General features: G+C 42.9%; 25 protein-coding genes and 1 pseudogene. 14 read left to right on the plus strand and 12 right to left on the minus strand.

Features of this window, described 5'->3' with window-relative positions; all coding sequences use genetic code 11:
* Positions 1-73 precede the first annotated feature (73 nt).
* From BM213_RS08400 to BM213_RS08415, 4 genes are all read left to right on the plus strand, one after another.
* Complete coding sequence (locus BM213_RS08400) at positions 74-790, plus strand: arginase family protein (RefSeq protein WP_091702969.1); 717 nt, start codon at positions 74-76, stop codon at positions 788-790.
* A gap of 97 nt (positions 791-887) precedes the next feature.
* Complete coding sequence (locus BM213_RS08405) at positions 888-1,118, plus strand: FeoA family protein (RefSeq protein WP_091702970.1); 231 nt, start codon at positions 888-890, stop codon at positions 1,116-1,118.
* Positions 1,115-3,118: a ferrous iron transport protein B gene (feoB, locus tag BM213_RS08410; protein WP_091702973.1), complete on the plus strand. Its 2,004-nt coding sequence runs from the start codon at positions 1,115-1,117 to the stop codon at positions 3,116-3,118. Before BM213_RS08405 ends, feoB begins: the two co-directional genes overlap by 4 nt.
* A 14-nt stretch (positions 3,119-3,132) precedes the next feature.
* Positions 3,133-3,279: a FeoB-associated Cys-rich membrane protein gene (locus BM213_RS08415; protein ID WP_091702976.1), complete on the plus strand. Its 147-nt coding sequence runs from the start codon at positions 3,133-3,135 to the stop codon at positions 3,277-3,279.
* A gap of 16 nt (positions 3,280-3,295) precedes the next feature.
* On the opposite strand, the gene BM213_RS08420 is transcribed toward BM213_RS08415, so the two are convergent.
* The 8 genes from BM213_RS08420 to BM213_RS08455 form a co-directional block, all read right to left on the minus strand.
* Entirely contained in the window at positions 3,296-3,574 is a 279-nt protein-coding gene (locus tag BM213_RS08420; RefSeq protein ID WP_004888848.1) for an acylphosphatase, read from the minus strand.
* Between the two features lie 143 nt (positions 3,575-3,717).
* Positions 3,718-4,215, minus strand: a complete 498-nt coding sequence (locus BM213_RS08425; RefSeq protein WP_091702979.1) for an NAD(P)-dependent oxidoreductase — start codon at positions 4,213-4,215, stop codon at positions 3,718-3,720.
* Positions 4,212-4,928: a sirohydrochlorin chelatase gene (locus tag BM213_RS08430; RefSeq protein WP_091702981.1), complete on the minus strand. Its 717-nt coding sequence runs from the start codon at positions 4,926-4,928 to the stop codon at positions 4,212-4,214. The genes BM213_RS08425 and BM213_RS08430 overlap by 4 nt, the downstream gene beginning before the upstream one ends.
* A 3-nt stretch (positions 4,929-4,931) precedes the next feature.
* Positions 4,932-5,705: a uroporphyrinogen-III C-methyltransferase gene (gene cobA / locus BM213_RS08435; RefSeq protein WP_091702984.1), complete on the minus strand. Its 774-nt coding sequence runs from the start codon at positions 5,703-5,705 to the stop codon at positions 4,932-4,934.
* A gap of 9 nt (positions 5,706-5,714) precedes the next feature.
* Complete coding sequence (gene cysC / locus BM213_RS08440; protein ID WP_091702987.1) at positions 5,715-6,302, minus strand: adenylyl-sulfate kinase; 588 nt, start codon at positions 6,300-6,302, stop codon at positions 5,715-5,717.
* Entirely contained in the window at positions 6,302-7,378 is a 1,077-nt protein-coding gene (gene sat, locus BM213_RS08445) for a sulfate adenylyltransferase (RefSeq protein ID WP_091702989.1), read from the minus strand. Before sat ends, cysC begins: the two co-directional genes overlap by 1 nt.
* Positions 7,379-7,422: 44 nt before the next feature.
* Entirely contained in the window at positions 7,423-8,469 is a 1,047-nt protein-coding gene (locus BM213_RS08450; RefSeq protein WP_091702992.1) for an inorganic phosphate transporter, read from the minus strand.
* A gap of 13 nt (positions 8,470-8,482) precedes the next feature.
* Complete coding sequence (locus BM213_RS08455; protein ID WP_006321999.1) at positions 8,483-9,190, minus strand: phosphoadenylyl-sulfate reductase; 708 nt, start codon at positions 9,188-9,190, stop codon at positions 8,483-8,485.
* 218 nt (positions 9,191-9,408) lie between these two features.
* Here BM213_RS08455 and BM213_RS08460 point away from each other — a divergent pair, with 218 nt between their 5' ends.
* Positions 9,409-9,801, plus strand: coding sequence for an HD-GYP domain-containing protein (locus BM213_RS08460; protein WP_244149228.1), 393 nt, complete (start codon positions 9,409-9,411; stop codon positions 9,799-9,801).
* Here BM213_RS08460 and BM213_RS08465 read toward each other — a convergent pair.
* Positions 9,796-10,014, minus strand: coding sequence for a DUF1128 domain-containing protein (locus BM213_RS08465; protein ID WP_091702994.1), 219 nt, complete (start codon positions 10,012-10,014; stop codon positions 9,796-9,798). The two genes, BM213_RS08460 and BM213_RS08465, sit on opposite strands and share 6 nt — an antisense overlap.
* A 79-nt stretch (positions 10,015-10,093) precedes the next feature.
* On the opposite strand from BM213_RS08465, the gene BM213_RS08470 reads away from it, so the two are divergent.
* From BM213_RS08470 to BM213_RS08480, 3 genes are read left to right on the plus strand one after another with little or no spacing between them, the layout of a single operon-like run.
* The gene (locus BM213_RS08470; protein ID WP_004888859.1) at positions 10,094-10,564 is read left to right on the plus strand and encodes a low molecular weight protein-tyrosine-phosphatase; all 471 of its coding nucleotides are present in this window, start codon (positions 10,094-10,096) and stop codon (positions 10,562-10,564) included.
* 13 nt (positions 10,565-10,577) lie between these two features.
* Positions 10,578-10,841: a glycine/betaine ABC transporter substrate-binding protein gene (locus BM213_RS08475; RefSeq protein ID WP_091702996.1), complete on the plus strand. Its 264-nt coding sequence runs from the start codon at positions 10,578-10,580 to the stop codon at positions 10,839-10,841.
* A 19-nt stretch (positions 10,842-10,860) separates the two neighbouring features.
* Entirely contained in the window at positions 10,861-11,694 is an 834-nt protein-coding gene (locus BM213_RS08480) for a YihY/virulence factor BrkB family protein (protein WP_004888861.1), read from the plus strand.
* Positions 11,695-11,889: 195 nt separating this feature from the next.
* On the opposite strand, the gene BM213_RS08485 is transcribed toward BM213_RS08480, so the two are convergent.
* Both BM213_RS08485 and BM213_RS08490 read right to left on the minus strand, forming a co-directional pair.
* Entirely contained in the window at positions 11,890-12,036 is a 147-nt protein-coding gene (locus tag BM213_RS08485) for a BH0509 family protein (RefSeq protein WP_004888862.1), read from the minus strand.
* A 65-nt stretch (positions 12,037-12,101) separates the two neighbouring features.
* Positions 12,102-13,274 (minus strand): MFS transporter, encoded by a 1,173-nt coding sequence (locus BM213_RS08490; protein ID WP_091702999.1) that lies wholly within the window; start codon positions 13,272-13,274, stop codon positions 12,102-12,104.
* Positions 13,275-13,448: 174 nt separating this feature from the next.
* On the opposite strand from BM213_RS08490, the gene BM213_RS08495 reads away from it, so the two are divergent.
* A complete protein-coding gene (locus tag BM213_RS08495) occupies positions 13,449-14,201 on the plus strand; it encodes a YfkD famly protein (RefSeq protein ID WP_425265924.1) in 753 nt (250 codons plus the stop codon).
* Positions 14,202-14,236: 35 nt separating this feature from the next.
* Here BM213_RS08495 and yfkAB read toward each other — a convergent pair whose 3' ends face one another.
* Entirely contained in the window at positions 14,237-15,361 is a 1,125-nt protein-coding gene (gene yfkAB / locus BM213_RS08500) for a radical SAM/CxCxxxxC motif protein YfkAB (RefSeq protein WP_091703002.1), read from the minus strand.
* 112 nt (positions 15,362-15,473) lie between these two features.
* Between yfkAB and BM213_RS08505 the strand changes: the two genes are divergently transcribed.
* The 5 genes and pseudogenes from BM213_RS08505 to rlmD all read left to right on the plus strand — a co-directional run bounded on the left by BM213_RS08505 (position 15,474) and on the right by rlmD (position 19,760).
* Positions 15,474-15,668 (plus strand): SE1561 family protein, encoded by a 195-nt coding sequence (locus BM213_RS08505; protein ID WP_064221359.1) that lies wholly within the window; start codon positions 15,474-15,476, stop codon positions 15,666-15,668.
* Between the two features lie 91 nt (positions 15,669-15,759).
* Positions 15,760-17,283, plus strand: a complete 1,524-nt coding sequence (locus tag BM213_RS08510; RefSeq protein WP_091703005.1) for a fumarate hydratase — start codon at positions 15,760-15,762, stop codon at positions 17,281-17,283.
* Between the two features lie 103 nt (positions 17,284-17,386).
* Positions 17,387-18,151: a delta-lactam-biosynthetic de-N-acetylase gene (pdaA, locus tag BM213_RS08515; protein ID WP_244149231.1), complete on the plus strand. Its 765-nt coding sequence runs from the start codon at positions 17,387-17,389 to the stop codon at positions 18,149-18,151.
* 50 nt (positions 18,152-18,201) lie between these two features.
* Positions 18,202-18,390: pseudogene (locus BM213_RS08520) on the plus strand (DNA-3-methyladenine glycosylase 2 family protein); the annotation flags it as partial.
* Positions 18,391-18,401: 11 nt separating this feature from the next.
* A complete protein-coding gene (gene rlmD, locus BM213_RS08525) occupies positions 18,402-19,760 on the plus strand; it encodes a 23S rRNA (uracil(1939)-C(5))-methyltransferase RlmD (RefSeq protein WP_091703008.1) in 1,359 nt (452 codons plus the stop codon).
* The last annotated feature ends 597 nt before the right edge of the window (positions 19,761-20,357 follow it).

A 20,357-nucleotide genomic window follows, 5' to 3' on the forward strand; every position in this document is an offset into this window, starting at 1 on the left:
TGATTGTATGTTTACTAAAGACGCTTGTATAATTTTATTGAAGAGAAAAACTTGCACAAGGGTGGGAAGAAATATGCATCCAAGTGTAACGTTTTTAAACTTCGACCATACGTATACGTGGCAACGAAATCTTCTTCGTTTTCCTCATGAGTGGATCGATATGTATGACATTAAAGGAACGAATTTATATTGTGATGATCAAGCCATTCGAGAAATTGAAAGCCGTCTTACTCGTCGCTACACGAGAGGGATTACGTTTATCGGGAGCGGCAATTATCATTATGTTTCGTACATGTTGCTTAAGCAGTTTCATGAGCCGTTTACGCTCGTATTGTTTGATCATCATACAGATATGAATGAGCAAACGTTGTTTCCACTTCTTTCATGTGGCTCATGGGTATCATATGCCCAAAAACACGTTCCAACATTAAAACACGTTGTCATCATCGGTTCAGCAGCTTCACAATCATCTTCACATGTGACGATTTTTCCAAAAAGCGATTTGATGTATGCACCAACGGCGATTATGCGCGCCATTCCGACAAAACATGTATACATTAGCATTGATAAAGATGTGCTTCGCAAACAAGACGCGCAGACGAACTGGGATCAAGGAACGATGGCATTACACACGCTTGTAACCTATATTGAACATCTTTTTCAGTCCAAACATGTGCTTGGTGTTGATATATGCGGTGAAGACCGTTCGTTTTGTGCAAAAAATGAACAAGCGAACGAAACGATTATACGTGCATGTTTCAAACATATGCCTGTGTCCTCCGCATCGTAACATTTTGTGAACATGATAAAAATGGATAGATGTTTCTTTTAACCCGTACTATAATAGATGGTGAAAAAGGTTATCATTATTAATCGGGGGATTACGTATGATTGCGATGACGCAATTACGAGTTGGGGAACGTGCAAAAATTGTTGATTTATCACAAGTAAGCAACTTAGTAAAAAGAAGATTGCTAGATATGGGTGTAACAGAGGGGTCAGAAATTTGTTTAAAATGTACGATGCCGCTTGGCGGGCCGTTTATGATTGAGAATTATGGACAATGTGTCGGCATCCGTCGCAATGAAGCGAAAAACATTCAGGTGAAGCCGTTATGATGCATGTTGCACTCGTAGGTAACCCAAATACAGGGAAAACATCATTGTTTAATCAGCTCACAGGGACGTATGAGTATGTTGGAAACTGGAGCGGCGTCACGGTTGAAAAAAAGGTGGGCGTTTTGCGCAGTAAAAAAGCGAAAATGATTGATTTGCCCGGCGTATATTCGCTTCACCCGATGTCCCGTGATGAGCGGGTTGTGACGCAATTTTTATTGACGGAGCCGTTCGATGAAATTTTAAATATCGTCGATGCGTCACAATTAGAGCGAAATTTATTGTTGACTGTACAGTTATTGGAATTTGGTAAACCGCTGACAGTCGCTTTAAATATGGTGGATGTCGCAGAAAGACGCGGCATATTCATCGATCAAGCCAAATTAGCAGAAGCGTTGCGCGTCCCTGTTGTGCCTGTCATTGCTCGAACAGGAAAAGGATGCGATCGAATAGAACACACGTTGCTTGAAAAAGTGCTAGAGCAAACGGAGCCTTTCACACTTTTTTACGGTGAGGCAATGGAACGAGCGATTGAACGATTTATCGCGGCATGGGGCACAGAGGAGCAGTTTCCTGTTCGGTGGTTAGCGATTCAGTTTTATGAAGGAAATAGCTACGTTCGTGAATATGTAGCAGAAAAATTGCCGGAAGCAACATGGCGTTCATTATACGAACAAGCAGAAAAAGAAGTGCAACAAGCCGAGCAAACACCGCTTGATCAGCTCATTTACGAACGTCGTCGCTCCTTTGTAAGAGAAGTGATTGAACAGTCAGTGCAACGCCAAAAAATTGCGCGTGTGACGGTGACAGACCGCATCGATGCGGTAGTCACAAATAAATATGTCGGCATTCCGCTGTTTTTATTGGCGATGTATATATTATTTCAACTCACATTTGATTGGCTCGGGGCACCGCTCTCCGATTTGCTTGATGCGTTTTTTGCAGGTCCGCTTACTGATTTTGTGACGGCGATGCTAGAAGCGATCGGTGCTTCTGAATTTATTCGCGCGCTCGTTGTTGATGGCATTATCGCAGGGGTAGGCGGTGTCCTTGTTTTTGTACCGCAAATTTTTATTTTATTTTTCTTTATTTCGTTTTTAGAAGATTCAGGGTATATGGCACGTGTAGCGCTTGTCATGGATCGATTAATGGAAGCGGTCGGATTAAATGGAAAAGCGTTTATCCCGCTCATTATTGGGTTTGGTTGCAATGTTCCGGGCGTCATGGCGGCACGGACGATTGAGCAACCACGGGAGCGCCTTATGACGATGTTGTTAACACCGCTTATGTCTTGTTCGGCACGTTTGCCTGTATATGCTTTGTTTGTCGGTGCGTTTTTTGCAGCCCATCAAGCCATCATCGTTCTCTTTTTATATGTGCTTGGCGTTTCGCTTGCACTTATACTTGCAAAACTTTTTTCGTTAACGATTTTAAAAGAAGAAGCATCGGTGTTTGTCGTGGAATTGCCACCATATCGCATGCCGCAATGGCAAGCGCTATGGCGTAGCACGTGGGATAAAGGAAAAGGATTTGTGAAAAAAGCAGGGACGTTTATTTTTGGTGGTTCAGTTGCCATCTGGCTATTATCTTACGTTGGACCGCATGGTATCAATGTAAACATGGACGATAGCTTTTTGGCGATGATTGGTGGTGTACTTGCTCCGTTACTTGCACCGCTTGGATTTGGAACGTGGCAAGCTGGAGCAGCACTGTTGACCGGATTTTTAGCTAAAGAAGTCGTTGTGTCGACGATGAACATTATTTATCATGCGCCTGATGTTGAGTCGCTTCAAGGGCTCATGGCCTCGCATTTTACAGCTTTATCTGCGTTTAGTTTTATGGTGTTCGTTTTACTATATGTTCCATGTTTAGCGACTGTGGCAACGATTTATAAAGAAACAGGTTCACGAAAATGGACGATGTTCTCCATGAGTTATGCGCTAGCGTTAGCATATATCGTTTCACTCGCTATTTACCAATTCGGAAGCTTGCTTGGCTTCTAAAGGAAGGGATATACATGATCGTAAATGTTGTCATTGGCACAATTATTTTCGGATATGCAGGTTGGACCATTTTTCGCTTTATTCAAAAAAGTAAACGTGGAACATGTGCGGCTTGTTCAGTCAAAGGATCATGTAGTACAAGTTGTCATGAAAAAAGCTGACTTTGGTCAGCTTTTTTCAATATATAATGCGAAAAGTAGTTTCGTGGGGAACCGTAGGAATGGCGTATTGTTCTATTCGTTCCACACGCGCAAATGGCGGTCCTTTTTTTATTTCATCGACAAACGCCTCCACACGTTCAACTTCTCCTTGCACTTCTATTTCGATTAAATGGTCGACATCACAATTTTTTACCCAACCAGTCAGCCCCCGTCTTCTTGCTTCATATTGGGCGAAGTAGCGGAACCCTACACCTTGTACGCGACCGTGCGCAACAATGGAATAACGAACGATCATATGTTTATCCCCTTCGCTAAAAATTTTCTATAAAAATCATACAACAGCCTACCTCGCATTGCATACGTTGAATACGTAAAAAGATTTACTCATTAGAAGTGTTAGTATTAGAGTCGTAAAAAAAAGAGCTTTGATCGAAAGGGTCAAGGCTCTTTTCGCTTTTGTCGTTGCTCATATAGCTCATCGATATATTCAGCAATCGATTCATCAAATATTTGTTCAAGTTGTTTTTTGATTTGCTTGGCAAGAGTCGGGCTTGCCCCACCTGTCGTAATGGCGATTTGTAATTTTCCGCGCGAAAAAAATGCAGGAACATGAACGTTGCCGAGAAGATGATGGCTAGCTACGTTGACAAGTTGGTTTGGCGCTGCATATGTAGCGATTTGTTCATTGACATTCGGGTCGTTTGTCGCTGCAATAATCAAAAAAGCATCGGCATAATCGTTCGGTTCGATTTCGCGCGCATGCCATGTAATTTGTTGTTGTTGTGCTAAATGAACAATCTCATCGATCACTTCTGGGCTAATGACGGTAATGTGGGCTCCTTCATGAAGCAGGGGAAGCAAGCGGCGATAAGCAATTTGCCCTCCGCCAGCAATGACAACTTTTTTTCCTGTCATTCGCACGAAAAGAGGGATCATACCTTTTCCTCCCATTCATTCAATTGTTTTTCAACGAGACGATCCAAAACGTCGTATGTTCGAATGGGAGGATACAACATAAATGACACCTCGCTTGTTTGTTGTGCTTGCAACGTCTGATGAATGTAGTCAAGCAGCTGCCCGAAAAATAAAATGTATGGTACAACCGCAACTTGTTTATGACAACCTGTATGTGCAAGCGAAGCAACAACGTCAGAAAAAGAAGGAGAAGCAGCCGCTAAATAACATGGATATACGGGTATGTTTGTTTCGTTTTGCAATAAATGAGCGATCTGCTGAAAATCCGCTTGTGCTTCCGTATCGCTACTTCCGCGGCCAACGAGCATAATGGCGTCAGCTTGTTGAATTGTATCGGATATAGCGGAAACGATATCATGTTGCACACCGAACGGCTTTCCGTATGTAATCGTCACAGAAGGAAACATCTCTTTTGCTTTTTCTAGTTCAAGCGGGATGTCGTGTTTAGCGTGATTAGCTGACAATAGTAAAAGGGGAATAGCATAGATCATTTTTGCTCCCTCACGAACACAACGTTCCACTCCTGTGACAATATTCGGTTCACATAATTCTAAAAAGCATATATGTTGAATCGGTATGGAAATAGAAGAAGAGAGACGTTCGACGAAAGCGACCGCCTCTTTTTGTCCTTCTGCTGAACGACTTCCGTGACAAATATATAAAACAGCCTTCATACGCTACCTCATTCCATGCGCCATTTTTTCATCCATCATCATTTCAAACCATTGCAGCTGTTCATGTAGCCGAACGACTTCTCCAACAATAATGATACTCGGGTTAGCAATCTCTTGTTTTTTTGCAACGTCCACAACCGTATCTAATGTCGCTACGATCGTTTTTTGTTCGGGAAGCGTTCCCCATTGGATGATCGCAACAGGAGTTTGCGGCCGTTTGCCATATAACTTTAGTTGTTTGCAAATGAAAGGGAGTTGTTTTACGCCCATATAAATGACGAGCGTATCGACTCCTTTCGCTAAATGTTCCCACTGTACTGCATCTGTGGCATCACATCGGCGATGGCCTGTAACGAACGCAACACTTGCGCTAAAGTCGCGATGAGTTACAGGGATACCCGCATATGCTGGAACAGCGATGCCGGATGTAATGCCTGGAACGATTTCAAAAGGAATGCGGTGTTTCATAAGTGCTTGCGCTTCCTCGCCACCGCGTCCAAACATAAATGGATCGCCACCTTTTAATCTCGTGACCGTTTTCCCTTTTTTCGCATGCTTGACTAAAAGGTAATTAATCGTTTCTTGTTTCATTGTATGGTAATTTGGTAGCTTTCCGCAATAAATCAAATCTGCGTCACGTTTGGCATACGATAGTAGCTGTTCGTTAATCAGGCGATCGTATAAAATGACGTCTGCTTGTTGAATGCATTTTAATCCTTTCACAGTAATGAGTTCGGGATCCCCAGGACCTGCGCCGACTAAATATACTTTTCCCATTGTCTCCACCTAAATCCATTGTTTATTTTTTAAGTAAGAAACAATTTGTTGCACGCATTGTTCAATCGAATATTGTTCTGTATCGACAACAAGTTCTGGTGAAAGCGGTGGTTCATATGGCGAATCAATGCCGGTGAAATCGCGAATTTCGCCACTACGCGCCTTTTTGTACAACCCTTTTGGATCACGTTGTTCGCACGTTTCAAGCGGACAGCGGACGTAAACTTCTACAAACTCATCTTGTTCTAGTTTATTGCGAACGAGTTGGCGATCTTGGCGGAAAGGAGAAATAAAGGCCGTGAGCACGATTTGGCCGCTGTCTACAAACAATTTCGCGACTTCACCAATGCGACGAATATTTTCGGTGCGATCTTCAGCGGAAAAACCTAAGTCGCTATTTAAACCGTGACGCACGTTATCACCATCAAGCACGTAACATTGAACGTTTTGTTCAAACAACGTTTTCGCGACAGCGTTCGCTAACGTGGATTTCCCTGATCCCGATAACCCAGTAAACCAAAGAACGAAGCTGTGATGGTTATTTTTTTTTCGGCGATCTTCTTTTGTCACACTTTCTTTATGCCAAATAATATTCATCATCGCCCACCTCCGACTGTTTGCAATCCATCCATCAGCACGCGAACCACTTCGGGACGGCTGAATGTACTCGGTGGCATCTCACCAGCTCGCAACATTTCCCTTACTTTTGTGCCGGAAAGAACGACGTGGGCTGTTGCATCGTGCGGGCATGTTTTTGTTGACGCCATCGCTTCGCATTTTGTGCAATAAAAGCTATGCTCGAAAAAGAGAGGAGTAATGCCAAGTTCTTCGTTTGTAAACTGCAAGAAAATTTTTTGTGCATCATACGTGCCGTAATAGTTGCCGACTCCCGCATGGTCGCGTCCGACAATGAAGTGCGTGCAACCAAAATTTTTACGTACGAGCGCGTGGAAAATGGCTTCACGTGGACCTGCATAGCGCATCGCGGCCGTAAATACGCCAAGGAAAACACGATCTTTTGGATAATAATGCTCAAGCAATACTTGGTAGCTTTTTAGGCGAATGTCTGCTGGGATGTCATCTTCTTTCGTTTCGCCAACGAGCGGATTTAAATAAAGACCGTCGACAATTTCAAGTGCACATTTTTGAATATATTCATGAGCACGGTGAACCGGATTGCGCGTTTGAAACCCGACGACCGTTTTCCAACCAAGTTCCGCAAATCGTTGTTTTGTTTCTTTTGGTGTAAAAAAGAACGGTGTAAAAATTCCTTTGTCTGTTTGGCGTACAAGTTGGACAGGGCCTCCAATATATACATCTGGTTTTTCAAATAATTTTTTAACGCCAGGGTGTGCTAAGTCTTCTGTTTGGTATACAAGAAGAGCTTCTTTTCGTTTATCTGGTCGATATATATGTTGCACTTCCATTGTGCCGTATACCGTCTGTTCGTAAACGAGCTCGACTTCATCCCCGAGCGATAGCTGTTTTGCTTGTTGTTCGGTTACCGCAAGTGTGATGGGGATGCTCCATACAGCCCCGTTTGTTAACCGCATCGTTTCAACAACCGACTCATAATCGTCTTTTCCTAAAAAACCGGTCAGTGGTTCGTATCCACCGATAGCAAGTAATTCAAGGTCACTTAACTCCGCTTTACTTAATACAATTTGTTTCATTTGTGATGCCTCCTAAATTTATTATTCTTATAAAATAACTAGGATTAAATGCCGCCACCGTGCTCGTGAAACGAACGACGTTCCTCGGTGATCGTCTTTTTTAAGCTAATCGTTCCGAGTGTAGCAAAACAAACACTAACAATGGCGATTGCTGTATAAATATCGCTATGAAGGAACAATTTAATTAAGCTATATGAGACAGCTAGTGAAAAAATAGGCGAGACAATCCATACTTTTAGCACTTGAATGACAATTTGCTTTTGCCAAATCGAAAAGCCACTTTTTGTTGTGCCGATGCCGATGATGGCTGATGTCGTAATTTGTGTGAGCGGAACGGGAAGGCCAAAAAGAGACGAAACGATAACGAGTGTTGCGCCGATTCCTGAAATAATGCACCCTTCAAGTTGAGAGAAGGTCGTAATTTTTTTCCCGTTCGTCTCTAGCACGCGGCTGCCAAGCAAAAGCGCCCCTAGTGCAACGAACAATCCACCAAAAATGATGCCGTGCTGGACAGATAATAAACCCGCTCCAACAAGGGGACCAACAGCATTTGCGACATTGTTCATTCCTGCTGAAAACGCTTCGAAAAATCCCGCAATAATAAGCAAAAAGCCGATCCATTTGTTTTGTTTCAATGTTTTTCCTTTTAGCCATTTACTAATAAAAAAAGCTAAAGAAAACGCAGCAAGAGGTGTAATAAGCCAAAATGATACGATCCATAGAAGTTTGCCGACGTACAAACTTTGGTACGCAATACCTGCGCCAACGACCGCCCCAACTGTAATTTCGCTTGTGGATAACGGAATGCCGAGCACGTTGGCGGCAAATAGCGAAATCGTTGCCGCTGCTAAAACGATGACGACAACGTCTGTTTTTAAAATGGATGTCGGAACGATGCCAGAACCGATCGTTTTGACGACTTCTCCTCCGCTTAAGCTGCCGAGAAAAATAGCAACAGCGCATATGAATAAAGCGATGCGCTTATTTGACAATGTGCCTGACCCATAAGCAGCACCCATCGTTGCGGCAGCACCGCTTCCCCCGATGTTCATCGCAAAGAAAAAAGCGATAATAAAAGCAACTGTAACCAACGCGTTTCCCCCTTTACGACTCGTGCAAGCCGCATTCTGTTTTTCCTAGCCCAGCCCATCGGCCAGAACGCAAATCTTCTTCCGTATAAGCAGGGGCTGTACATGGTGCACAACCGATGCTCGGATATCCACGATCATGAAGCGGGTTATAGGAAAGATTGTGGCGATGCACGTAGCGCCATACGTCTTTCCACGTCCAATGAATAAGCGGGCAAACTTTAATGTTTTGAAACTTTTTATCGAGATTGATAAATTCGACATGTTGCCGTGTTGGCGATTGTTCTCGGCGCAGTCCGGAAATCCATGCTTTTTTTCCTGTCATCGCTTGCCGAAGGGGAATAATTTTTCTTAGTTCACAGCATTTGTTTGGATCTCTTTTCCAAAGTTCTGCCCCGAATTGTTTCTCTTGTTCTGCAAGTGATAAAGACGGTGTTTGTAAATGAATACGCAGGCGAGGATACGCTTGCTTAACGCGTTCAATCGTTTCATACGTTTCAGAAAAATGTAAATGCGTATCGAGAAAAACAATTTCCGCATCGTCACGTACTTGCGAAATAAGGTCAATGAGCACAATCCCTTCAATACCGAAACTGCAAGCATACAAAAGATCGTCACCATAATGATCGTAAGCCCATGACAGCACATGTAGTGCCCCTTTTTCATTATTATCGATTGGAAAAGTCGGTTTTTGTTCAATATCCCACGTTTCATACGTGATCATATCGCATCTTCCTTTCGTACTTTCTCGTCCTTATGTTTGATTGTTTTAAATTTTAACACAATTTACTCGAATGTCAATCATAGTTTTTCTATCGGAATTTATTTTTTTAAAACGCCATGGCGAATGAAAAAAAACATGATTATACTGTTTGTATGGGAGATGTTGAAGGGGGTGGAGATGTTTGCGACTCATTTTATGTGAGTTTGTTATGCGCACATATGGCGTATCAACATCATGAGCATGCAGATGGTTCTGGTGCACCGCGCGGATTAAAAGAAACGAACATTCATTTGTACGCTCAAATATGTACGATTGCGAATGAATATGAAAACTTAATTTCAACGGAATTTGTACCGCCGCACGAAGCGCTTGAAATTATTATGGCGCGAAGTAGTATTCGATATAGCCAGCAGCTCGTACGGTTGTTCGTTGATACGATTCCTGCTTATTTGCCGGGAACGACAGTGAAAATGAGCGACGGAAGAAACGCAATCGTGACAAAGATTGTTGAGCATATGCAACGTCCATATGTCCGATATATGGATACACATGAGGAAATTTCGCTTGTTGATCATCCGTCGCTCCTCATTGCCGGACAGGCAATTTTATAGTTTTTTTCGCAAGTTTCCAAGCTCTTCAGCGATTGCTTGCATTTCGCTTGGACTAAATGTTTGCTTTTTCATCACCATATCGTATATATCTTTTAATTCATCGTATAGCTGTTCATCGAAATGGTCCGGTTTAATGGCATCAAAATTTAATACTTTCAGCTTTTCTTTTATTTGTTCAATCATTTGTTCAACGGATAAATGCACATTCGTCATCCTTTCGTATATGATTGTGTTCATTGTACCATGGTTTGACCGTTCATTCTACTTATTCTACGTTATGAGGTGAAAAGCAATGATTCGGGTGTTATTTGTTTGTTTAGGCAACATATGTCGTTCTCCAATGGCAGAAGCTGTATTTCGTCACCTTGTAAAACAAGAAGGGCTCGATCATGTCATTTCTGTTGATTCGGCAGGAACGGGCAATTGGCATGTGGGGAAACCACCACATCATGGGACTCAGCGTATTTTAACGGAAAAACAAATTGACTTTACAGGGTTAAAAGCACGTCAAATTTCAAAAGAAGATTTTCATACATTCGATTATATTATCGGAATGGATAGCGATAATATCGCTCATCTTCGTCGCCTTGTTGGCGATTCGTCGCACGCTGTTATTGCTCGTTTTATGGATTTTGTGCCAAACCGTCGCGTAGACGATGTCCCTGATCCGTACTTTACAGGAAATTTTGAAGAAGTGTACGAATTAGTCGAAGAAGGATGTAAACATATATTAGAGCGAATAAAACGAGATCATTCGTTGTAAGGGGGAGAAGACGATGGGAAAGGGGAAATGGATTGCATTAGCAGGGATAGCTTTGTTGTTAGCGAATAACAAAACAAGACAAGTCATTAAAGAAACGTGTCGTGAGTGGATGGATAGCGTAGAACAAGTAAAGGAGACTGTTCATCAAACGAGACAACATGTAGACGAGATGATGAATGATTTGCAGTTTATTGTGAATAAACTAAGTGAAGTGAAAGAAACAACACCGCAAGTGATGGAGTGGATAGAGGAGCTGATTCGTAAACGTTCCTCGTAGAAGCGAGGTGGGGTGGGAGATGATTGTTAGCTTTTCTGTTGTTCGTGAGCTAATGAAACGGTTTGAAGAAGATGAAATTTTTGATTTATCCGCTGAGTTAGCATATTTCTTTTTGCTGTCGCTATTTCCATTTTTACTGTTTTTGTTAACGTTTTTATCGTATTTGCCTATCCCGCACGAAGATGTGATCGCCTTTTTCAGTCAATATGCGCCAAGCGAAACGGCGCATTTAATTGAGACAAACATTAAACAACTTATAGCAGCGCAAAGTGGAAAGTGGTTATCTTTTAGCGTGCTTGCTACGGTGTGGGCTGCATCGAACGGTATGTCGGCCATTATTCGGGCATTAAATCGAGCATACGATGTGAAAGAAACACGCTCTTTTCTCGTTGCTCGTGGAGTTTCGATTTTGCTTACTTTTGCGATGATTTTTGTCATTATTGTCGCGCTCGTCTTCCCTGTATTCGGAAAAATGATCGGTACATTTCTTTTTTCAGCGTTTGGTCTTTCTGATGTGTTTTTACACGTATGGGAAACGATTCGTTGGTTTGTTAGCTTTGTCATTTTATTTTTTGTTTTTTCTGTGTTATACGTTTTTGCCCCAAGCAAACATGTCCGGTTTCGCGACGTATGGATAGGAGCGTTATTTGCGACTGTAGGTTGGATGGGCGTCTCACTTGCTTTTTCTACCTATGTAAACCAGTTCGGTAACTATTCTGCGATGTATGGCAGCTTAGGCGGAATTATTGCGTTAATGGTTTGGTTTTATTTATCTGGCATGATGATTGTATTAGGTGGGGAGCTAAACGCTATTCTTTGTTGTAAACGAGAAGGAAATATGCGCATACGGTAGTTATTCCCTCTTATAAAAAGGGCGCTTAAAAGCGAAAATAGTGATGAAGGGGGATTGACGATGACGAAAAAGACGAAAAAAGACGGCGGAACAAAGCAAAAAGGAAAAAACCGCCCGAAACATAAAACGAGTAGCAGTGCGAATGGACAAAACGGATATCACTAAAGAGAAGAGGGATGCGGCACGCATCCCTCTTTATTCTGCGATTTCTTCGTAATGATAGTATGTTTGGTTGTAAATATGTTCGATTTCTTCATCAGTCATATAAACGAGTTGTTCTTGATTAAAGCTCCGTAATTTTGTAATAAACTCAATCATATTTTTTCTTTCTTCTCTACTCATCATCATCGCTCTCCCCTCTGTTTTAAAACAGTTTGTTTTGTTTAATTGTATTATATAACAGAGGCTTAAAAAGCGTCAATGTTTTTTTCTTGTTTTTTTGAAAAATATTTTGAAAATTTCGTGAGCGGACGCTGGGCAAGTAATAAAAGAAACAGTAGCGAACTCACGCTAAAGAAAAATAGCCTTTCTTGCTGTTGTAATACAATGCCCCCAATCGCAGGCCCACATATGCTGCCGATGCTATATAACATCCCGCATAAAATGTTGCCGACAGGAAGAAGTGATTTTGGCAACAAATCGGTCATATACGCCATGCCGAGCGAAAAAAGTGAACCGACAAACATACCTGCGACAAAAAAGGTGACTGTCAACGGCACAGGAGAAATGAACCATTGTGCAATGATAAAGCAGATCGATCCGACGGTTAACGAAACGGTGATCATCGCTTTTCGCGAGAAGCGATCACTTAATACGCCAAGCGGGAGTTGAAAAGCGATACCGCCAAGCGCAAACGCCGGAAGCATTATCGCGACCGTCTCAACATGTAGTCCATTTCGCAAGGCGTAAATCGGAAACATGCTATGGAGTGAAGCTTCTAAAAATCCGTAGCCAAACGGCAATAACAATGCGGGCCACGCTTGTTTCCAAGCATGAAAAAAGCGTAGCGTGCCAATTTTTTCAGCTTGCTCTGTTTCAGGATAGGCATGCGGGAGAAAAAATAATAACATCCATCCACATAAGCTAAGCAATGATGAAACAATGAACGGCAACGACTCATGTATGTGAACAAGCGGAACGAGAAGCGGACCGATCATAAAGCCGACCCCAAACGACAAACCGTATAACGAAATGTTGCGACCTCGTCGGTGAGCGGGCGAAGCAGACGTAATCCATGTTTGAGAACCGAAATGAAGAATATGGTCGCCAATTCCGATTAACAAACGAAGCACAAACCAAAACGATAGTGATGATGAAATCGGAAACATCGCTAAAGAAGCAATAACGATCGCTCCACCGAGCATAATAAGACGTTTAAAGCCGTAGCGGCGAAGTGGGCGTTCTAAAAACGGAGAGACGATTAGGACGCCGATATACATCGCTGTCGCATGTATGCCGCTCAACGAAGAACGAATGCCGCTCTGTTCAAAGATGACAGAAATGAGCGGTAACAACAGTCCTTGAGAAAGCCCTGAAATCATGACGATGCTAACTAAGATGAAAAAATGACGTTGTTGCATAATGACCTCCTGTAATACGTTCACTATGTTCGATGTTAAAACGTTTCATGAAAAGAAGCAACAATGGTGGATTTTTTTTATGGAAAGGATAAATTGCTCACTTTTGAAAAAAATAACGATGAACGACGGAAAAAGAAAGGAGTTTACACCATGAAAAGATGGTTTGCTTTAAGCATGATACTCATTTTCGCATGTATGCCAACGATTAGTGAAGCAACTGTCAAGCTCCCGCCATCGGTCATTGACATTTCAAAAGAAAATACGTATCCGAATCCGACACAAAATTTGCCGTATTTACAACCGAGCGAATTAGCAAAACAACTGCTTCAGTCGGCGAATGTAAAAATTGAAAATCCGGAATTAATTCGTCTTTTAAACGAATCGTCGATTTCAAGCACGCCATTTGCGATCGGTTACGAAGCGACGATTTATTTAGGGCAATGGCCATTGAATTACGAATCGACAGAAACATCGACCAACTGGGAGTATCAAAAAGTAAATACGAATTTTATTGACAATCGTGGTGGGAAAACGGCTGTTCGATTGACGTATCGCCAAGAGATGCAAAAACAAGTGCGCGGTGGGTTGACCGCAAACATCCCGAATGAAGAAGATGTGAAAAAAATGATGCTTTTAACAGCGATGAAAAAGACGAATTTACCGCTCTCTTTTAGCACGTGGATCGGCATGGGGACGAAAAAGGAACAAGCATATAACGTTCCGCCGAAAAAGTTAGGCTATTTATATGCTTACGCCCCGGCGGTCAATGAAAAAGGAAAAGTGACGTATGGCGAAGTATATATCGTCTTAAAGGGAAAGAAAAAAAGCATTGTCGTGAAAAACGTAACATCGCAAGGTATCGGTGCTTGGATTCCGGTGCAAGACCGAATTTCATTCGCTTTTGTCGCAAGCGACGTACCACGATGACAAGAAAAAGCTTGTCGAATGCCCGACAAGCTTTTTTATCGTTCAATTTTTGCTTTTCGCGTCGTAAAATCAACGTCTGGGTAATAACGGTTTTTCACGAGGACGTTCGGTCCTAAACATTTCACCGCAGGGCAGTGGCAGTTTAGTGATTTTGCTAAATGAGATGCCATCCATTTGTCATAAGCAGAAAGAAGCGAGTCGGTTTGAATGTTTCCGAGCGTCGGTTCATCACCGAAATCAGTCACAATGATATCACCTGTAAAGATGTTGACGTTTAACCGTGAACGTCCATCTGGATCGTTTCGTACTGTAACATTTTTACTTGCATATAAACGTTTTAACAACGCTAAATCTTCTTCGTTGTCGCTGCACGGATAAAATGGTAACGTACCGAACAACATCCATACGTTTTCATCTCGTATATCGAGCAAATGATGAATCGTTTCGCGCAGTTCATCGAGCGTTAATGTTTCCAAGTTGCTCGCAAAGTCGCTCGGATACATCGGATGTACTTCGTGCCGTTTACAACCCATTTCGTTTACAATTTGGCGATGAATTGTTTCTAAATGTGGACGCGTCCGTTTATTTAGCATCGTTTCCGCGGATACGATGACGCCCGTTTTCGAAATGGCACGTGCATTTTCAATCATGCGTATAAAATAACGTTCACGCTGTGCAACGGTCGGCTTTTTCTCCATCATCGCAAAGCCGCCTTCGACAAAATCATCGATCGTGCCCCAATTATGCGAAATGTGCAAAACATCTAAGTAAGGGATGATTTTTTCGTACCGTTCTAAATCGAGCGTTAAGTTCGAGTTGATTTGTGTGCGCACCCCCCGCTCATGTGCGTATTTTAACAGCGGCACGACGTATTGCTCAACAGATTTCATCGAAAGCATTGGTTCACCGCCTGTAATGCTTAACGAGCGCAAGTGCGGAATTTCATCGAGACGGCGAAGAAGAAGATCAAGCGGCAACGCCTCAGGATCTTTCGTACGCAACGTATAACCGACTGCACAATGCTCACAACGCATATTACAGAGCGTCGTTGTCGTAAACTCGATATTTGTCAACTGCATGCTGCCGTACTGTTCAACGTCCATATATGCTTCCCACGGATCAAACGTAGGAGTAATTGCTTGACGCAATAATGTTCCCATAATCAAGCTCCTTTTAATTAAAATAGACCTAACGATAATTATGCAAACGAAATGGAACGATTGTCAACGATGTTGCGATTGTGTACGATAAAGAAAAAGCGAGGTGACGACGTTGGGCAACGCAGTATCAGATCAAAATCTACAACTATCCTATTTAAAAACGCGCTTAAATATGTTTCTTGAAGTGCTCGAAACGCTCGATCCAGAAACGGCCGAATTAGAAGACATTGACCGTCTTATTCAAATGATTGATGATTTAGAAATGAAATACGAGCGGTTTAAAAAAGATTGGGAAAAAAGTCGCTAAGCGGCTTTTTTTTGCGTTTAAAAAAGATGTATAATACAAGTGGAGAATTCGAAAAATTGTTACATATTGAACAAAGGGGAAGGGTTATAGGATGGAAAAGTTTCAAGAGAGTATGTACAAGCTAATCGTTGAGACGTCAACAAAATTGCCGAAAGATGTACGCCGCGCCATCGCTAAGGCGAAGATGCGTGAAAATGCTGGAACGAGGGCGGCGATGTCGCTTGCTACGATCGTACAAAACATTCAAATGGCAGATGAAAATGTATCGCCGATTTGTCAAGATACCGGATTGCCGACATTTAAAATTAAAGTCCCTGTAGGCGTCAATCAAATGGAGATGAAAGAAGCGATTCGTCGAGCGATCGCTCAAGCAACGAAAGACGGAAAATTGCGTCCAAACTCCGTTGATTCGCTAACAGGCGAAAATAGCGGTGATAATTTAGGGATCGGGCTACCTGTCATCAAATTCGAGCAATGGGAAAAAGATTACATTGATGTTCGCTTAATTTTAAAAGGTGGCGGCTGTGAAAATAAAAACATTCAATATAGCTTACCGTGTGAGTTAGAAGGGCTCGGTCGTGCCGGTCGTGACTTAGATGGCATTCGTAAATGTATTTTACATGCGGTATATCAAGCACAAGGACAAGGCTGTAGCGCTGGATTTATTGGCGTCGGCATTGGCGGTGATCGTTCCTCTGGATACGATTTAGCAAAGGAACAGTTATTCCGTTCTGTTGACGATGTGAACCCGAATGAAGACTTGCGCAAATTAGAAGAATATATTATGGAAGCAGCCAATAAACTCGGCATCGGTACGATGGGATTTGGTGGAGAAACGACGTTGCTCGGCTGTAAAATCGGTGTCATGGACCGCATCCCTGCAAGCTTTTTCGTTTCCGTCGCATACAACTGTTGGGCGTTTCGTCGCTTAGGCGTCATCATTGATCCGAGTACAGGGGACATTCAAGAATGGCTATATCAAGAGGGGGACGACGTCGACTTCCAACAAGAAAAAACCGAAGTTGTGGGCGAAGGGCGTGAAGTGGTGCTTGAAGCGCCAATTACAGAAGAACAAATTCGCTCATTAAAAGTCGGCGATGTCGTTCGCATTAACGGCATGATTTATACAGGTCGCGATGCGATTCATAAACATTTAATGGACCATGATGCCCCTGTGGATTTAAACGGTCAAATCATTTATCACTGTGGGCCGGTGATGTTAAAAGATGAAAATGGTAAATGGCACGTGAAAGCAGCGGGTCCGACGACAAGCATTCGTGAAGAACCGTATCAAGGGGAAATTATGAAAAAATTTGGTATTCGTGCTGTCATCGGAAAAGGTGGCATGGGGGCGAAAACGTTGGCGGCGTTAAAAGAACATGGGGGCGTGTATTTAAATGCCATCGGTGGTGCAGCTCAATATTATGCGGACTGTATCCAATCCGTTGAAGGTGTTGACTTTTTAGAGTTTGGTATTCCAGAAGCGATGTGGCATTTGCGTGTAAAAGACTTTACCGCCGTCGTCACGATGGATTCGCACGGAAACAGCTTGCACGAAGACGTCGAAAAATCATCGCTTGAAAAATTAGCCCAGTTTAAAGAACGTGTATTTTAATGGAAATCCGTCTAGTGATGAGCTAGGCGGATTTTTTATATCTCTTTTTGCACAACCTATTATTGAAATGGATACGGAGGTGCAAGCAGTGAAAAAAACGATCATGTTGCTTTTTTTCTTTTTATGTTTTCCGCTTAGTCAAGTTGATGCGATGTCATGGGGGTTTAAGCGAAGTGAAAATCATCTTCCTCCTTCTGCTGGAAAACAACTGGACGAATTACTTGCCAAATACGATGCATTTTATTTAGGCGACCCGACGAAAAAACATATTTACTTAACGTTTGATAACGGATATGAAAATGGCTATACAGCGCAAATTTTAGACGTGCTTAAAGAAAAAAACGTTCCTGCGACGTTTTTTGTGACCGGTCATTATTTACAATCTGCCCCTGATTTAGTCAAACGCATGGTCAATGAAGGGCATATTGTCGGTAACCACTCATGGCACCACCCCGATTTAACGACCGTCAGCGATGAAAAGTTGCGTGAGGAGCTAGAGATGGTTAGAAAGAAAACAGAACTGTTGACGGGTCAGAAGCATATGCGCTACATGCGTCCTCCACGCGGCATTTTTGATGAGCGTACGATGCGTATTGCGCGCGAACTTGGCTATTATCATGTCTTTTGGTCGTTAGCGTTCGTCGATTGGCACGTTCACGATCAAAAAGGTTGGTTGTATGCCTACAATCACGTCATGAAACAAATTCATCCGGGTGCCATTATATTGCTGCATACAGTATCCAAAGACAATGCCGATGCGCTTGCTAAAATTATTGACGATTTGCGAAAAGAAGGATATGTTTTTAAAAGCTTAGACGATTTCATGTTGCAAAAAATCAATGTTCCTACTTGGATTTTCTCCCTTTGACGATGTGCAAAGGGATTTGTTTTGATACAATGGGAAAGGGGAGAGATGGTAATGATTCATTGTTTGGTCTAGGGCGTCCAAATGTATTCCCGAAAGGAGACGTCGGTTTGCAACGGGCGATTGAACGAACATTTCAGCTCGATTATCGCCTGACGATGAAAGAAATGGACGCATTTCAACGAATGTGGGAACCATATGCAAGCTATGCCGCTTTGTATTTGTGGAGAAGTATAGAATAGGGGAGAGAACGATGCTACAACAAGGACAGCAATTTCCATTAACGATTAAACGATTAGGCATTAACGGGGAAGGGGTCGGCTATTTTAAAAAACAAGTGGTGTTCGTTCCAGGAGCGCTTCCAGGAGAAGAAGTCGTCGTTCAAGCGACGAATGTGTACCCAACATATACAGAAGGAAAAATGGTGCGCATACGAAAACGCTCCCCTCATCGTGTTAAGCCGCCTTGTCCAGTATATGAACGGTGCGGTGGATGTCAACTGCAACATCTTGACTATAACGCGCAGCTTGAAGCAAAACGCGATATTGTCATCCAAGCGCTCGAACGCCATAGTCGATTAAATATAGAAGCACTTCATATTCGTCCGACGATCGGAATGGAAGACCCGTGGCATTATCGCAATAAAAGCCAATTTCAAGTCGGAGTGAAAAAAGGGCGTGTCATCGCTGGACTTTACAGCATGAATTCGCACGAGCTCGTTGACATTGACCGCTGCCTGATTCAACATGACGCGACTAATCGCGTCACAACGGTCGTGAAAGCGATTTTACAAGATTTGCGCATTCCGGTTTATCACGAACGAAAGAAAACAGGTGTTGTGCGCACGATTGTCGCCCGGGTCGGATTTTTTACAGGTGATGTACAATTAGTCATTGTGACAGCGACGAAAGAACTGCCGCGTAAAGAGCTGTTTGTAGCGGAAGTGAAACGCCGTTTGCCAGAAGTGAAATCGATCGCGCAAAACATTAACGGGCAAAAAACGTCGCTTATTTTTGGCGATGAAACGATCGTTCTCGCAGGTGAACCGTACATTCAAGAAGTGCTTGGCGATTTTTCATTTGAACTATCCGCCCGCGCTTTTTTCCAGCTTAATCCGATTCAAACGATCAAGCTATACGACGAAGTAAAAAAAGCAGCAGCACTAACGAAAAACGAACGCGTCGTCGACGCATATTGCGGCGTCGGCACAATCGGGCTTTGGCTCGCTCGCGAGGCAAAAGAAGTGCGCGGCATGGATACGATCCCCGAAGCGATTGACGATGCGCGCCAAAATGCCGAACGTCACGGCTTCACCAACGTCACGTATGCGGTTGGAAAAGCGGAAGTATTGTTGCCAAAATGGGTGAAAGAAGGGTGGAAGCCAGACGTCATCGTTGTCGACCCTCCACGAACAGGCTGCGACAACGCTTTATTAAAAACGATGTTACAAGTGAAACCGAAAACAGTCGTGTACGTTTCTTGTAACCCATCCAGCCTCGCACGCGACATCAACACCCTTGCAAAGCACTATCACATCGAATACATTCAACCGTTCGATCTTTTTCCACATACGGCGCATGTCGAGAGTGTCGCGAAGTTGGTGAGGCAGTAATGAATGAAAACGATGTCACCATCGAATTGATAGGCAGAAGCTACGAAAAATTGTTTTGGAGAAGCATCCATCGTAAAAAAGCACATAACCGAACATGGTTACGTGCTTTTTTATTGATGAAAATGGGGTATGATTACAACGTTGCGGAAGACGGTTTCAAAACACGATGTGAATCAAGTCAAAGAAGACGCAATGGAAGGAAAGTGTATCGTTCTCGATTTAGGGTAGTGTCAAAAAATTGGTATTATGTCAAGAAGATAGACTCCCATGACAAAAAAATTTCGTCACCATCGGAAGGATGAAAACAACCTTCTGTCGAATGGTCTCCTTGCAGCTGGGGTCATGAGGTCGTTGTATCTATGGTACGCAAGAGTCCGAAAGATAGACGGACCCCAGTAGCCTGGTGCACCACGGAATGTCGCTCCCGAGTTGGGAAGCACGCAGGATAGAATGCTTCGTCATAGGCTACTGCACCAGCTGAAGATGAAATGAAGCAGGGAGGGAAAGCGATGAAGGTATTATATGAACGTTGTTGTGGAGTAGACGTGCATAAAAAATCCATTACCGCTTGTACCATCACCCCTGAAGGAAAAGAAA

This window comes from Anoxybacillus pushchinoensis (assembly GCF_900111795.1).
Taxonomy (GTDB): domain Bacteria; phylum Bacillota; class Bacilli; order Bacillales; family Anoxybacillaceae; genus Anoxybacillus; species Anoxybacillus pushchinoensis.